The sequence below is a fragment of the Vibrio sp. J1-1 genome, assembly GCF_021728395.1.
Lineage (GTDB): Bacteria > Pseudomonadota > Gammaproteobacteria > Enterobacterales > Vibrionaceae > Vibrio.
In genome coordinates this window covers 85664-101503 of sequence record NZ_JAKKCM010000015.1, presented here as the reverse complement: position 1 = coordinate 101503, position 15840 = coordinate 85664, and the positions used below count along the sequence as shown (strand labels likewise).

Genomic DNA, 15840 nt, shown 5'->3' with positions numbered 1-15840 from the left:
ACGCCGTTATCGTTCCCCGAAGGTTCAGACAACTCGTTTCCGCTCGACTTGCATGTGTTAGGCCTGCCGCCAGCGTTCAATCTGAGCCATGATCAAACTCTTCAATTTAAGATTTTGTTCGGCTCAACGAATACTGACTTCAAAACTGCTCTTACTCGAAAGTAAGAAGTAATTTTAAAGCTATTATCGTTCCAACAGAACGATAATGAATTGACTGTGCCAAATAACCGAAGTTATTTGTATTGGTCACTCAGTTCATTGAAACCTAATTTGATACCGAGGTATCGAATTGGATTATCATCAACGAGTGCCCACACAGATTGATAGGTCTATATTGTTAAAGAGCTTGCTTTGCGAGAAGTTTTTCTCTCAAAGCGGAGGTGCATTCTAGCGATTTGGTTGTTAGTGTCAAACACTTTTTTCAACTTATTTTCGTAGAAGCTTTTTACCTCTCCGACCCTGCTGAAGCCTTATCGCGTCTGCCGTGTCGGTGGATGCGCATTATAGGGAGAAGAATTTCTTTGGCAATACTAAAAATGCATTTATTTCAAAAAAACATGCCAAATGGACATTTTCCATCCAACCCTAAAACTACCCCACAATAACACCCAGCATTTCTACAGATTACCCACAAAACCCTGTGGATAACTAACCGTCGGTATCAAAGAAGTATGAAATTCGTGAACGAGGATTAAGGTACTCTTTTATCTTCTCTGGCAACTTAGACGGATGGATCGCATTTACTATCTTTAAATCCTTCGACGCCAAATCAAGTATTGGTGCTTGAGTCCTCGGTACCGATGGGTCATAAACCAAAACATTCGGGAATAATAAATTCGAACCATTTACTGAGATAACCAACCCAACCATATTATTAGATAGCTGCACGACTGTACCTGGAGGGAAAACACCCATAAACTTGATTAGGATATTCAGGTTTTCTTCTTTATATAGGTGTTTGCAGTTTTTATATAAATGAGAAAGTGCTGTATATGGAATTTTCTGTTCAGAAGCTATCGGTGTATGGCACAAGTTATCAAATGCATTCGCCACTATGACGATTTGAGTAAATTCGTCAATTTCATCCCCTTTGAGCCCTTCTGGGTAGCCGGAGCCATCTCTTAATTCGTGATGCTGGGCAATCACGACTTTTGCTGGTTCAGGAAAGCCTTCGATTTGATTCGCGAGATCCAAACCATATTTGATGTGTAACTTTAAATAGTTGGTTTCCGGCTCAGTTAACGGTACTTGCTTTCTTAATATAGTGGTAGGGATTTTGATCTTGCCCATATCATGAAACAGAGCAGCAAAAGCGAGCACTTTTAGTTGCTTGGCAGAATACCCTTTCGCACGGCCAATCATCATTGTGATAACGGCTACGTTTAGAGAGTGGAAATAGATATCTTCAAATTCGTTTTTGCCATTCATTAGATGAAGCGTGACGTTATCATCACACATCAACTTCTCAACGATGTCTTCTATTAATAGTCGAGCTTCATCAACAGCAGCGGTTGGCCGGTTGCGAATTTTCGTCATCACCGATCGCATTCGCGCAAGAGAGCGCTCAAACTCTTTCTCGCATTGAATCACTCGTCGACGATACGCACTGAGCTTTTCAATACGTTTCTGTTTATCTTGCCACAGTTTCTGCGTTTCTAACCCCAACGATTCATCGTTTGTCGTTCTGTCAGTTTGAATTTGATTGACAGGCAATGGTGCGGTGTCGCTTTGTTCGGGATTAAAGTAAACAAACTTCACACCGAGATGACGAATCATCTCGATCTGTTCTTGGTCTTTAATCTTAAAGCTATTGAGTAGGAAGGGGTGATCGTTCCACTTTAGCGGAAGTCGGATATGTAATCCTGGCTGAATACGATCCACTGTAAGTTTAATTGCTGCCACTTTTTCACTACTATTAAGTTTTCACGATAAACCAAGAATAGTAGTAGATCCTATAAACAAATTCATCAATAAGAGTTAACAAATGCGAGTCATTCGCGTTAAGAGACTGTATATTGTTCATAATTTGAATCAAGTTCATACCTCAATACTAATCAGAGACTTACTTTAATACCCGATCCGCATTGCGTAGCTTTAACTTGGCTTCGAAGACAGGTTTTCCTCTACGTTCCTGTGCTTTTACTAACCCCATTAATGTTTGTACAGCCGCGCGTGCCATATCACTAATAGGAAAATGTACCGCGGAGACCGTCGGATAGAGGCTCTCACACAAGTCCACACTGTCAAAACTGGTCAATGAAATTTGCTCCGGCACCGCGATTTTATGCTCATGAAGGTAATGCATCGCGCCTACCGTCATTTCCTCACTACATGAGAATACTGCGGTTACCTCCGGGTGACGTTTTAAAATTGAGGCCATCGCATCGTAGCCACTTTGTCTGCCGTAATTCCCTTCTTCACACCAGCTTTCATCAATGTCGATGCCCGCTGTTTTCATCGCATCAACATAGCCAAGCTTTCTCAGTAAGCTATTGTGACGTAGGGACGGTCCAGTAATACACGCAATATGTTTATGACCACCAGCTAATAAATGCTCGACGGCGATACGACTGGCATGGTGATGATCAAAAGTAATGCAGCGCTCTTCAATCCCTTCGACAGAGCGATCGAGAAGCACAAAAGGCGTCGGGAGTTGGGCTAACTCACGCAAATCGTCGTCGGATAGATAGCGACTATGAAGAACATAACCATCGCAGCGAAGATCATTAAAGCGCTGAATCGCCTCTTTCTCACCTGCTGCAGAATGATGACCTTGGGCAGTGATGAGAAACTTCTTGTGAATATCTAATTCTGTTTGCACTTGCTCCATCATTTCACCGAAGAAACCACCGGTATAGTAAGTCACCAACAAACCGACCATATTACTTGACGAAGTCGCAAGAGAACGGGCTATCGCACTTGGACGGTAATTCAATTGCGCCATGGCTTGTTCTACTTTTTTTCTGGTTTCTTCGCGAAACTTTCCTTCGCCATTAATGATACGAGAAACGGTAGAGCGATTTACACCGGCGAGTTCGGCGACATCTTTAATCCTTGCCATAATGCTAATGAATCCAACTGCTAATAAATAATGAATGTTTCTATTCGAAAAACGGCTGCCAGCAATTCGTAAGGTGACTATAGGGGGCGAATCTGGCAGCCTTAATCATACACCTACTACTTGGCTGGTAGAAACGAGCTCGGAGTAATCCGTGACGGTTATACCATGCTGTACCAGTTGTTCTTTTAGAATCGGCGATGTGAGCACTTGTAGCTCTAGCTCTCTTTGTAATGCATAACCACTTTTCTTAATAAGAGGTTGATCGGCAAAAGCTGGATGACACATCACCTCGACCACATCGTAATGCTCTTTTAAGCTCAGAAGGTGTTGCATTAATCCATCTAAGCTTACCTTTTGATCATAAAACTCATCGGTAAAGAAATAGCATTTAGTCATTGGTTGATGACATATGCCACTTCCTCGAAGCGGCACTCGATACTCTTTTGCGAGTTTCTGAGTGATAGGAAGAATCTGAGGATGCGTGTGTGCATGATGATGACTATCAAGGTGACTGAGGGTTAGCCCGAGTGATAAAAAATGCTCAACTTGAGCTTTTGCCTCATCGTAAACCACTTGAGCATCATAATCTTGCTTGCTCCACAATTCACTGTACTTAACGAAATGTGCTCTACCATTGGTTAAGTTTGGGTGCTCTGTGAGTGGAGCCCCCGCAGTAAACCGAAGATGTACGCCAATTTTTAAGTCAGGATTTTGATGGGCCAACGCGATTGCATGCTGCTCGGCATCCATTCCTACCATCATAGTTGTCGACTTCACTACACCTGCTTGGTGGGATTTCACAATGCCGTTATTAACACCTTGAGTTAGACCAAAATCGTCCGCATTAAAAATGACTTTCATTGACGCTCTTCCTTAGTATTACAACACTGTCAGTTTAAATTGAGGTAAATAAGGTGCATTAATCGCTAAGAGATCATCCAATATCGCCTTAGCTCGGCCAATATCAGGCACCAAAGGATTATTCGTTAACGCCATTAACGCTTTGTCGTAGCTGCCTTCAACAGCGGCTTCTATCGTTAACTGCTCATAAGCTTTAACTTGATACAGTAGCCCTTTGATGTTGTTTGATAGCTCACCGACAGCAAGTGGTTTTGCTCCCCAACTACCAATCACTGCACTGCACTCAATCACTGCATCATCCGGTAGACCATTAATTGCGCCGTTATTTAAGACGTTGACGACATGAATACTGTTGCGATTGTTATAAATAGAGTCCACTAGGTTGAGGGACGCATCTGAGTAATACGCGCCGCCTCTCTCTTCCAACTCTTTCGGTTTGTGGTCTAAGTTAGGATCTTGATAGAGCTTAAACAACGCATGTTCAGTTTCCATGACTTGCTCAGCACGAGTCCCCTTCTCGCTGGCACTCTGCTTTTCTTCCGCTAACATGGCATCAGTCTGATAGAAGTATCGATGGTAAGGACATGGAATAGCACCAAGTGCTTTTAGAAACGCAGGGTCCCACGGTTCTTCCCAAATGTTCTTCATACTGAAGTTGGCACCATCACCGACTTTCTCTAAAACCGTTTGAGTGATGTCTTCGCCTTTGAGCCATGCTTTGTGTACCCAAACCAAATGATTTAGGCCTGCAAATTCAAGTTGTAGTTCTTTAGGTTCACAATCCATCATCTCCGCAATCATCATTTCCATTGAGACTGGTACGTTGCATAACCCGATACTTTTTACTTTGGTATGCTTACTGACCGCTTCTGACACTAAACCTGCCGGGTTCGTAAAGTTGAGCATCCAAGCGTTTGGAGCCAGCTCTTCGATGTCTTTACAGATATCAAGAATAACGGGAATGGTTCTTAAGGCTTTGGCAAATCCGCCAGGCCCCGTGGTTTCTTGTCCAATCACATCGTATTTGATGGGAATTCTTTCATCATTCGCTCGAGCAGCAAGCCCGCCAACACGGAATTGCGTCATAACAAAGTCCGCACCTTTGATGGCGGCGCGACGATCAAAATCAGCTTTGATTTCAATATCCGCGCCCACTTTGTCGACCATTCTCTGTGCTAGGCCTTTAATTATTTCTAACTTTTCCGCGCCTGACTCTATGTCCACAAAGTGAATCTGTTTAACAGGCAAGTAATCCAAGCGTTTGATTACCCCTTCAACCAACTCCGGCGTGTAACTGCTACCACCACCAATAATGGCGAGCTTTAAGCTATCTCTAGACATCCGTAGTTACCCCGCAAGCTGTTTGTGTAGAGCGACCATTTCTGTCGCCAATTCATGAGCTAAAATAGTTGTCATAAGGTGATCCTGAGCGTGGACCATCACTAAAGTCATGGGTATCTTCCCTTCTCCTTGGTCTGCTTCAATGAGTTGAGTTTGCATTAGGTGCGCTTTGTTCAAGCATTCTTTGGCCTGTACCAGTGTGCTTTCTGCACTTGCAAACTCTTGCTTACGCGAAAGCGCTAATGCTTCAAAACACAGGCTTCTTGCCTCTCCTGCATTGCAAATGATCTCCATGACCGTCATCTCTTGATCCATACTTCTCTCCAAAACTGTCAATTATTGACTGCCTACACGGCAGCCAAATCTAAGGTTTAAGCGGTAGCACTAACACCACTTGCGCTTGTTTCTATCTGTGATTCTTCTTGCGGTTGCTCTTGAGCTAAAAGTTCACGTTCATACATTTTAAAGAATGGGTAGTAGAGCAAGATATCCATGATGAATAGCAGAACCACCATAACAACAGGCATAAATGTCCATCCCGCACCCCATGAAGCACCAATAATCGCAGGTGTCGTCCATGGCAGTGTTGCGATGCTCATGCCAACAAAACCCGAATGAACCGCTATGTAAGCCACAACAGCATTAATCATTGGCACAAAAACAAATGGCAAGAAAAGCGTTGGATTCATTACGATTGGACTACCAAAGATAACGGGTTCGTTTATTTGGAACATGCCTGGAATAGCACTCATACGGCCTAGGCTTTTTAGATGAGCAGAACGGCTAAATGCCATAAGTGCAACTAGGCCTAAAGTGGCACCTGAGCCACCAATCAAGATGTAGTAATCCCAGAATGCTTGCGTAAAGATATTAGTGACTGGTTCACCTGCCATAAAAGCTTCGATATTGGCTGTCACATTGGTAAGGAAGATCGGTGTCACTAGACCCACAACAATTGCACCACCGTGTATGCCCGCAAACCAAAGCAATTGGCAAAGTAAAATGGCACCGAGGATCGCAGGTAATGTGTTGGATGCACTGACTAGAGGTTTAAACGCTTCTAAGATAGCTTCAGGAATAAGCATGCCATGAGTAGCTTGAAGCCATACACTGACTGGGTAGATGGTAACAAATATCGCAACAACCGGCAGAAGTACTTCAAACGAACGCTGGATTGCAGGCGGTACTTGCTCAGGCATTTTTATCGTGATGTTGTACTTTTTCATCAAACGATATAGCTCAACTGAAAAAAAACCAGACAGCACCGCGGTAAATACTCCTGTACCTCCCATGTATGCCATAGATAAGGCGTCATCCGCTGCTGGAGAAGCAACAAGGAAGAAAGTCATCAGAGACAGTGCAGCACTGGTAATCCCATCCATGTTGTAAGATTTCGCCAAACTATAGGCTACACCCATCGAAACAAAGATCCCCATGATCGCCATTGACATAAAGTGAGGCATCATAATCATATCGAAGTTCGCTGCAGCAAAATCCAACCAGCCTCGAGCGAAACCATTTGTCGTATCTTGATCAAAAGGTGGGAAAGCTAAAATCAGTACAAAACTACCAACAATAATAAATGGCATAGCAACGATAAATCCGTCACGCATTGCCCGAACATGACGTTGACTACCGACCTTAGCAGCCAATGGCGCTACATACTTTTCGACGCCCGAAATTATTGCATCATATATTTTCATGGTGTTAATCCTTTATTTTAAGCATGCAAAACCCCGCCCCACCATTATTTAAATGGCAGGGTTAAGCATTATTTTCGTAAAATTTTTTAAATTACTTAATTAATGAAAGGGCTTGTTTTAAAACCTCATCTCCTTTCATCATTCCATAAGTCTGAGGAGGTATCGCTGCGATATTGATTCCAATCTCATCAGTCACTTTTTTCATCTCTTCTAACTGAAAACGGACCTGTGGTCCCAATAGGCAAACATCGTATTCTCTTATCGCACTTTCAAAAGAGCTCACTGATAAAGCGTCAATTTTGCATTCAATCCCCTGTTCTACAGCGGCTTGTTCCATTTTCTTAACTAACATACTGGTAGACATCCCTGCGCTACAGCATAAAAGGATCTTTTTCATAGCCTTACTCCCGTTGTGTAAATTTCAACCTGCAAAAACTGTAGCAAAAATAACCAGAACAAAAAAGCGCAACCGGTTGCGTTATCCGTGAACCGAATCTCAATTTAGAAAACAAGGCCTATTTTTAATAATTATTTAGGTCGAAGGTAAAGTCAGACAATTAAGGAAGATTAATAATTTAAAGTTACAACTATCAATATATGACTACTGACAACGTCATTATTGCTTCCGAAGATAAATCAGCTATGAAATTAAATAAACTGGCTATCGTGATGCTTGTAAGTTCGGTTCTAAGCTCATAAATCCAAAAACAACATAGCCCCGACTTTCGTCGAGGATCTGTCTTAGAATATGGTATCGGTGGGCGAACTTTAACCGCCACACCCGAAGATTTTCTCATAAAATCATCACCGTATAACTACGAGAAAATATGACCGAGAGCTAAACTAACTATTTTCAAATTAAGGCTTATACTTAAAGTAGCTCCGCCAATTTGAGTTATCTTTTCATTGTAAAACAAGTCTCCTATCACAGTAATTTTCGACCACTTTCGTTTAGCTTCTGCGACAGACCTCTTGGTAGATTAAGGCATAACTCTAGTTAGCAGAGCCTTGTCTTGTACTACTAGTAGAGGTATGTATGTCTGACAGAATGACTGGGGCAGTAAAATGGTTCAACGAAACTAAAGGCTTTGGTTTCATCACCAAAGATTCCGATAGCCAGGATATCTTTGTCCATTTCCGTGCCATCTCTTCTGATGGGTTTAAGACCCTGTTGGAAGGACAAAGAGTGAGTTTTGAAGTTGAACCTGGTGATAAAGGCCCGCAAGCTACAAAGGTGACTCTCATTTGAGCACAGTTGAAGGCTTAGCGATCATAAGTTATGCCTTCCTTATAGTAATGAGTCTAGTTCTTGTTTAATGGCAAAAAATCCATTCCAACTTCTTCCTTCTTTTAGAATTTCAACTCTGATCCTTTCAGGTTATAGATTTTCAGCTGATTTAAGCTATTTGGATATGGGAAATATAAAAATGTCCCAGAAAACATCTCTATGACAAGGAGGTTCCTTTTACCAAGGTCAACCATCATTGAAAGGAAACAAATCATGCTACCTACCAACGAAAAAACATGGTGCCAAACATATCAAAAGTCACTGAATGTAAAAGGCACTGAATATAGATACTGGTCATTAAAAAAACTTGCCCAAGATTATCAAATAAGCCTGTCCAAAGTTCCCTTTACTAAGCGTCTGCTTCTTGAAAATGTAATGCGACAACTCTCTGATTTAAAAGAGTCATCTCGGATTATTGAAGCATTGTTCTTTAAAAACACGACACTTGACTCAGATAGCAACGATAACTCATCAGAATTTAGTTTCTATCCTAGCAGAGTGCTGATGCAGGACTATACCGGGATACCTGCTTTGGTCGATCTAGCCGCTATTAGAGATGCGATTGCACAATCTGGCGGGGATCCAAGCTATGTAACACCTAAGTGCCCGGTAGATCTTGTCATAGACCATTCGTTAATCGTTGATAAATCAGGTTCAGAATCCTCTATAGATACAAATCGTGAACATGAAATGGAACGAAATAGAGAGCGTTATACATTCCTAAAATGGGCACAAAAAAATTTCCGCAACTTGACCGTTATACCGCCCGGTAAAGGCATATGCCATCAAGTGAATCTGGAGTATCTATCACACGTCGTTCGTGAAGACGAAAATGGAGTGTTAACACCAGATACCGTTATAGGAACCGACAGCCACACTACTATGGTAAACGGTTTAGGCGTATTAGGTTGGGGAGTGGGCGGCATAGAAGCCGAAGCTGCAATGCTAGGTCAACCGCTCAATATCGCTGTCCCACGTGTTGTCGGAGTGCGTCTTGATGGACAATTACGTCCCGGTGTTACAGCGACGGATCTGGTTTTGACAATTACAGAAAAGTTAAGGTCACACGGAGTGGTCGGTAAATTTGTTGAGTACTATGGTTGTGGCTTAGCGCATTTATCTGTGGCCGACCGTGCGACCCTTGCCAATATGGCCCCAGAGTATGGTGCCACATGCGGTTTTTTCCCTATTGACGAAAACACTATTGCCTATTTAACGCTTACAAACCGCCCCGCTTCACTCGTTGAAAGAGTTCGTGCTTATGCTCAAGAACAAGAACTATGGTGGGATACAAACAGCCCTTCACCTGAGTATGATGAAAATGTTGTGGTGGATTTATCTGCTGTCGTCACTTCAATAGCAGGCCCCAAACGACCGCAAGATAGACTTAATATCAGTGCAATTAAGCAAGCGACCCTTGACCAATGTTCTATTGAAGGTGCCTCAACTCATCAACCAGAACGCTCAGACTCACCTAAGCACTTAAACCATGGTGATGTCGTCATTGCAGCCATCACCTCATGCACCAACACATCGAACCCTGCCGTTATGTTGACTGCGGGTTTGGTCGCTATGGCAGCAGTCAAAAAAGGGCTGTCCGTTCCTAGCTACGTCAAAACTTCTCTCGCCCCCGGGTCATTAGCTGTCGCTCGATACCTTAATGATACTGGGTTGCAACACTACCTCGACCTATTGGGATTTCATCGAGTTGGATACGGCTGCACAACATGCATTGGTAACTCTGGCCCACTGAAAAACAATCTTGAAACCGAGATCTTGGAAAACAGCCTGAACGTATCGGCAGTATTATCAGGTAATCGCAACTTTGAAGGCAGAATACACCCCTCTGTTAGCCTAAACTGGCTTGCCTCTCCGCCACTCGTTGTCGCTTTTGCGTTAGCGGGTACGACCTGTATTGACTTAGAAAACGACCCAATTGCTATCAATAGTAACAGTGAGCCTGTATATCTAAGAGATATTTGGCCAAGCCAAACCATGCTGAATGAAATGCTGGATCAAGTACATGAGAGCCATTTCAGACTGAGCTACAACGACATTACTGAAGGGGATGAAGAGTGGGAGCAATTGTCGATGAAAGACAGTCCCTGCTATCCGTGGGACCAAGACTCCACTTACATACAACGCCCTCCGTTTTTGGAAATGGCACCACCAGCATTTCCTATCGAGTCAGCGCGTGTATTAGCAATTTTAGGAGATTCAATTACGACCGACCATATTTCTCCAGCAGGCCTCATTTCAAAAACTAGTCCGGCAGGTCAATATTTGCTTGCAAAAAATATCGCCCCAGAAGAGTTCAATAGCTATGGTTCGCGCCGAGGAAATCATCACATCATGGTTCGCGGGACTTTTTCGAATGTACGTTTGGAAAACAAGATCGTCTCCCCGACTATAGGCGGCGTCACGCGATGTTACGGTGATACCAAACTGGATGACTGCAATATGTCGACCACTGAAAAAGCGCCTCCAGTCATTCCTATTTTCGACGCGAGCAGGAGGTCAATCGAACTTCAAGTTCCGTTGGTTATCTTTGCTGGCAAAGACTATGGCTCAGGTTCTAGTCGTGATTGGGCGGCAAAAGGGTGTTTGCTATTGAATGTAAAAGCGGTAATCGCGGAATCGTTTGAAAGGATTCATCGTAGTAATTTAGTCGGTATGGGCGTATTGCCTCTTCAACTGATACGACCAGATGAATTAAATTCACTGACTCTAGAGGGTAATGAGACTGTTTTTATCGCCCCCAATGAGCCTCTTAAACCCTTATTAGAGCTGAATATTATCGTTGTAACCGCTCAAGGTTCGGAACTCACCATTCCTGTTATTGCACGTATCGACAACCCGAAAGAGCTAGAATATTTCAACTCGGGAGGCATTCTTCAGTATGTTCTGAAGCAACTGAAAGCGAGCATACCTAAAATACCTTAATGAGACCTCGTTACAAAGCAACGAACTGGAAGCAGTACAACAAAGCTCTAATTAACCGTGGCTCTGACATTTTCTGGATTGAAGAAGAAGTCATTCGCGAGCAGAAGCAAGGGCACCCTCGCAATTTAGCTGTGGGACGGCTCCAACAAGAAGTGGAAAAGCGGTTTGGTTATCAATCTGAAACTGCCATGTATCGATTGAAGCAGTTGCTAGATGGGAAATTAAGTCTGAGAAGCGACAATGCTCAGGTTGGTGAAACCTACGCCATGATTAAAGCGTTGAAGTTGAATATTCTCAAATGCCCAAAACGACGAAAGGTCGCTATAAAGCGACCTTTCTATGTATGGTACCGGTGGGCGACTTGACTGGGATTGCATCCAAGCCGCCACGCTGGATTTGAATTCACAAACACCAGATACAACAAAGCCCCGACTTTCGTCGAGGCTCTGTCTTAAAATATGGTACCGGTGGGCGGACTTGAACCGCCACGCCCGAAGGCAACGGATTTTGAATCCGTCGTGTATACCAATTTCACCACACCGGCATCTCTGGGCTATTGCCCTTTGATGATTGGCATTATACGTAAGCTTTTTGCCTTCGCAAGCAGAAAAACCTTTAATAACTATCGTTTGCTGATAATTTCGCCACAAACTGTGACAAATGAGAGCTTTAGCCCCCAACCTTGTCAATGCCCACTTAGTCTGCAGCTATCTTCCCAATATCCATAGCGTTTATAAACGGTTAACCGTAATATCAGAAACGTAGCCATTACCAATGCTCAACACCGCATCATGAATCATTTGTGCAGCCTCTTCAGCTTTCATAAAGCTACTGAGATCTAATGACTTGCCACTGGTCTCCCAAAATTCCGTCGCCATACCTCCAGGATAAACCGCAACAATTTTCATCGGCTTGCCCTTTAGTTCTAAACGAACAGATTCAATCAGACCTTTTACCGCCCACTTAACTGCACAGTATGTAGACTCCTGTGCTTTTGGCTGTTGCGATGCAGTGGACATAATCACGATCACATTTACAGGGTGTTCTTTGTAACGCCTAACCAATTCTCGCAAGACATTAATGGCAGAATTAAGGTTGTTGTTAATTAACTTTTGAATCTGTTCCGGCTCTTGTTCTTCCAACAGCCCAAAATAACCACTTCCCGCACTATGAACCACTGTCTTAGGAGGCTGCTCTAATTGCTCAAATAATTGTTCTACATCCTTATATGAAGAAAGGTCACAGGATTGATAGCCAATGTTGTTAGGCAACCTGGCTGTGATTGCCGAAAGCTTGCTCTCGCTTCTTCCTGTAAGGTATGTGGGCTTACCATCGGAATCGTAAAGTTTAGCCAGCTCTGCACCAAGTCCGCTACTTGCACCTGTAATTAGAATCATTTTCTACCTCTTTACTTCACATACTATCTGCACGTTTGAAAATCCCCTGATATACGTACCTTTACCATTATGGCGAATCAAACACTAATTTGACTTCAGAAAATTTAACCTATGCTTTAACAATACTAACGTTTTGAATTTTATATCCACTTTCGAATTATTGCTCGATAGGAGTCAGAGAATGACAGGATCTAAATGGCAGTGGTTGTTAAAACAGATAACTCGAAAGCTATGGGTTCGGACATCATTGTTCGCCTTACTTGCGGTCGCTACAGCGTTGATGTCGATTGTTTTGAACGAATTCGTCGTCCTGCCTCCCGCTATCAACGTCAGCAGAGAATTACTGAATAACATACTAAATATTCTTGCGACCTCAATGTTGGCGGTGACTACCTTTTCGCTCAATATTATGGTCTCAGCATACACCGCCGCCAGCGCGGGAGTAACCCCAAGAGCCACTAAGTTATTGATGGAAGACAGTACAACGCAAAATGCACTGGCAACGTTTCTTGGTTCGTTCTTATTTAGTCTGGTGGGGATAATCGCGCTTGGTGTCGGTGCCTATCACGAACAGGCACGTATTTACCTTTTCATCGTTACTATGGTTGTCATTGTTATGATCATATTCACCCTACTGCGCTGGATTCAGCACCTATCAGTACTTGGGAGAGTTTCAGAAACAACGTCAAAGGTCGAACAAGCTCTGTTAAGTGCGATTCGTAAACGTGGTAATGAGCCTTGGCTTGGTGCTCGTCCCTGGAGTCACCCTGAACATAAACCTCGGGGAAGCAAACCTATTTACAGTCGAGAAATCGGTTACTTACAGCATATTGATATGCACCACCTTGACAGCATTGCCGAAGAGAACGAATGCACCATCTACATAGCACGCCAGCCGGGTAACTTTGTTTACTTAGGCCAACCAATCGCTTGGTTATGTGGGGAACTAGAGGAAGAAAGCGAAGTTATCGCAGCTTTCACCATTAGTACTGAACGGTCATTCGACCAAGACCCTCGTTTTGGCTTGGTCGTACTGGCAGAAATAGCTTCAAGAGCGCTTTCTCCTGCGGTAAATGATAACGGCACCGCCATTGATGTGCTAGGACGCTCTATCAGGGCACTGTCACTTTGGGGAGAACTACTAAAACAGAGACCTATAAAAACGCGCTTTCCTCGGTTGTTTGTTCCCTCATTAAGCTGCCAAGATTTATTTGATGATGTGTTCTTGCCAATAGCACATGATGGCGCAGCCCAACTCCAAGTTCAGATTCGCCTGCAAAAATCATTGTTTGCAATATCAAGCATACATCCCAAACTATTTGCCTCTCCGGCCAAAAAGCTTTCAGAAAAAGCACTGGAACTCGCACTGTCTCAACATTATACCGAAGATGAAAAACATCAGCTCTCGCAGCTTTCACATCAGGTAACAGATCAGGACTCCACGACTGAAAACACAACCGATTCGAACTGATTTGAAGAGAATTCTCTATGTATTTTCTCTTGCATCCTTAGCAATCAACGACAAGTGTGGTAGTAAAAAGGAGGGATTTCGTCACAATTAGAGAGTCTGTGCGTTGGCTCTCTTTTCACATGAGAAGGGAATCTATATTCTGACGCACAATTTGTTAAGGTAAGTGATGGAATTATGACTACTTCTACAACTCTTCCAACAGCAGGACTCTTTCGTCGATTAGCTGCTCTGGTCTATGACTCGTTGATTGTCCTTGCTATAGAAATGATGGCAGCTGGTGTGGTTATGGCCATTGTCTTTGCACTCAATGCTGCCGGGTTATTGAGCTATGGGGAATACGTGGATGCTGCGGATATGTTATCGAAGCACCCTGTAATAAGCCCGATCTTTACGCTGTATTTAGCGGTAGTTTGGATCTATTTCTTTGTTTTCTTTTGGACTCGTGCAGGCCAAACTCTGGGTATGCGTGCCTGGAAACTTCAAGTACGTAACGCCGCTGATGGTGCGCCAATCACAGTCACTCAAGCACTGATTCGCTTAGCAACGTCAGGGTTCGGTTTAGCAAACCTAACGGTACCCATCGATCCGCAAAAGCGTGGTTTCCACGATATGTGGGCGAAGACACAAGTGGTGGTTTTACCGAAAGCACAATAAAACCACCATCCTAAATACAAAGGAAGGCAAATGCCTTCCTTTGTTGTTTTTACAGTTTTCTTCTCAGTAGCGAGACCGCGATAGCGAGGAACACCAAGCTTGGTGCCAGTGCGCCGAACACGGGCGGTATACCATAGACGAGTGTTAAAGGTCCGAAAAACTCACTGGAGATATAGAAAGTAAAGCCAGCAACAACCCCGGATAACACCCTTGCTCCCATCGTCACACTACGCAACGGACCAAATACAAACGACAAAGCCATCAACATCATGACCGCAATGGAGAGTGGTTGAGTCAGTTTACGCCAAAACGCAAGCTCGTAACGTGAAGCATCCTGTTCTGATGCTTTCAAGTACGTCACGTAGTCATACAAGCCGCTAAGAGACAGCTCTTCTGGCTTGACTGTCACAACGGCAAGCTTATCTGGCGCCAGTGACGTTTGCCATTCCATTTGGTCGACATTTTGCTTGGAGATAACGGTCTCACCTTGCATATCGGTGATTTGTACGTCCTTCATGACCCAGTTGTTACCTTGCTCATAATCCACCTCTTCAGCAAAAATCACTTTCTGGAGGTTCTTATCCTCATCGAAGCGCCACATATTAAGCGCATATAACTTGTCGTCTTCGACTTTGCCTATAAAGATAAAGTCGTTCGCATCACGGGCCCAAACCCCGGCTCGTACGGACACAATACTACCGCCAGATATCGCAAAGGAACGTAGGTCACGAGCCATCTTTTGTGCTTCTGGCGCGCCCCACTGGCCGAGCATCATGACAATAAGCATCAGAGGAACAGCGGTTTTCAGCACAGACAAACCGATATCCAATTTGGAAAAGCCTGCAGCCTGCATGACCACCAGCTCTGAGCTTGATGCCAGCATCCCTAAGCCAATCAAAGCACCCAGTAGAGCCGCCATTGGGAAAAACATTTCAATATCACGAGGAATACTCAACAGGACAAAGTAAAGTGCATGCATTAGGTCATACACACCTCGACCAACTTTACGTAACTGTTCTACGTATTTGATGATGCCAGACAAGCCAACAAAGGTTGCCAAAACCAAGGCTGTGGTCGAAATGATGGTTCTACCGATATAAAGGTCTAAGATTTTGAACACG

General features: G+C 43.6%; 13 protein-coding genes, 1 tRNA gene, 1 rRNA gene and 1 pseudogene. 5 read left to right on the top strand and 11 right to left on the bottom strand.

The genetic code is table 11. The features are described from left to right. From L3V31_RS19370 to L3V31_RS19335, 8 genes are all read right to left on the bottom strand, one after another. Window positions 1-108, bottom strand: a 16S ribosomal RNA gene (locus tag L3V31_RS19370); the annotation flags it as partial. 540 nt (window positions 109-648) lie between these two features. Beyond that, window positions 649-1902, bottom strand: coding sequence for an HD-GYP domain-containing protein (locus tag L3V31_RS19365; RefSeq protein WP_237318494.1), 1254 nt, complete (start codon window positions 1900-1902; stop codon window positions 649-651). Window positions 1903-2062: 160 nt separating this feature from the next. Next, window positions 2063-3061, bottom strand: a complete 999-nt coding sequence (locus tag L3V31_RS19360; protein ID WP_237318491.1) for a LacI family DNA-binding transcriptional regulator — start codon at window positions 3059-3061, stop codon at window positions 2063-2065. A 105-nt stretch (window positions 3062-3166) separates the two neighbouring features. Beyond that, window positions 3167-3922: a chitin disaccharide deacetylase gene (chbG, locus tag L3V31_RS19355; protein ID WP_237318489.1), complete on the bottom strand. Its 756-nt coding sequence runs from the start codon at window positions 3920-3922 to the stop codon at window positions 3167-3169. Between the two features lie 18 nt (window positions 3923-3940). Further along, the gene (locus tag L3V31_RS19350) at window positions 3941-5263 is read right to left on the bottom strand and encodes a 6-phospho-beta-glucosidase (protein ID WP_237318487.1); all 1323 of its coding nucleotides are present in this window, start codon (window positions 5261-5263) and stop codon (window positions 3941-3943) included. Window positions 5264-5269: 6 nt separating this feature from the next. Continuing rightward, a complete protein-coding gene (locus tag L3V31_RS19345; RefSeq protein ID WP_237318485.1) occupies window positions 5270-5578 on the bottom strand; it encodes a PTS lactose/cellobiose transporter subunit IIA in 309 nt (102 codons plus the stop codon). A gap of 56 nt (window positions 5579-5634) precedes the next feature. After that, entirely contained in the window at window positions 5635-6966 is a 1332-nt protein-coding gene (locus tag L3V31_RS19340; RefSeq protein WP_237318483.1) for a PTS sugar transporter subunit IIC, read from the bottom strand. A 91-nt stretch (window positions 6967-7057) separates the two neighbouring features. Beyond that, a complete protein-coding gene (locus L3V31_RS19335; RefSeq protein WP_237318481.1) occupies window positions 7058-7363 on the bottom strand; it encodes a PTS sugar transporter subunit IIB in 306 nt (101 codons plus the stop codon). A gap of 639 nt (window positions 7364-8002) precedes the next feature. On the opposite strand from L3V31_RS19335, the gene L3V31_RS19330 reads away from it, so the two are divergent. The 3 genes and pseudogenes from L3V31_RS19330 to L3V31_RS19320 all read left to right on the top strand — a co-directional run. Continuing rightward, the gene (locus L3V31_RS19330; protein WP_237318478.1) at window positions 8003-8215 is read left to right on the top strand and encodes a cold-shock protein; all 213 of its coding nucleotides are present in this window, start codon (window positions 8003-8005) and stop codon (window positions 8213-8215) included. Window positions 8216-8413: 198 nt separating this feature from the next. Next, window positions 8414-11197, top strand: coding sequence for an aconitate hydratase AcnA (acnA, locus tag L3V31_RS19325; protein WP_346014866.1), 2784 nt, complete (start codon window positions 8414-8416; stop codon window positions 11195-11197). A 104-nt stretch (window positions 11198-11301) separates the two neighbouring features. Further along, window positions 11302-11562 (top strand): annotated as a pseudogene (locus L3V31_RS19320) (hypothetical protein); the annotation flags it as partial. Window positions 11563-11656: 94 nt separating this feature from the next. Here L3V31_RS19320 and L3V31_RS19315 read toward each other — a convergent pair. Together L3V31_RS19315 and L3V31_RS19310 are read right to left on the bottom strand one after the other, a co-directional pair. After that, a tRNA-Leu gene (locus L3V31_RS19315) sits at window positions 11657-11741 on the bottom strand. Window positions 11742-11928: 187 nt separating this feature from the next. Continuing rightward, complete coding sequence (locus tag L3V31_RS19310) at window positions 11929-12594, bottom strand: SDR family NAD(P)-dependent oxidoreductase (protein WP_237318474.1); 666 nt, start codon at window positions 12592-12594, stop codon at window positions 11929-11931. Between the two features lie 181 nt (window positions 12595-12775). Here L3V31_RS19310 and L3V31_RS19305 point away from each other — a divergent pair, with 181 nt between their 5' ends. Both L3V31_RS19305 and L3V31_RS19300 read left to right on the top strand, forming a co-directional pair. Continuing rightward, window positions 12776-14065 (top strand): DUF2254 domain-containing protein, encoded by a 1290-nt coding sequence (locus tag L3V31_RS19305; RefSeq protein WP_237318472.1) that lies wholly within the window; start codon window positions 12776-12778, stop codon window positions 14063-14065. A gap of 174 nt (window positions 14066-14239) precedes the next feature. Further along, window positions 14240-14719, top strand: coding sequence for an RDD family protein (locus L3V31_RS19300; RefSeq protein ID WP_237318470.1), 480 nt, complete (start codon window positions 14240-14242; stop codon window positions 14717-14719). A 49-nt stretch (window positions 14720-14768) separates the two neighbouring features. Here the strand turns inward: L3V31_RS19300 and lptG are convergent, their stop codons facing one another. Further along, entirely contained in the window at window positions 14769-15839 is a 1071-nt protein-coding gene (gene lptG / locus L3V31_RS19295) for an LPS export ABC transporter permease LptG (protein WP_237318468.1), read from the bottom strand. Between the last annotated feature and the right edge of the window lies 1 nt (window position 15840).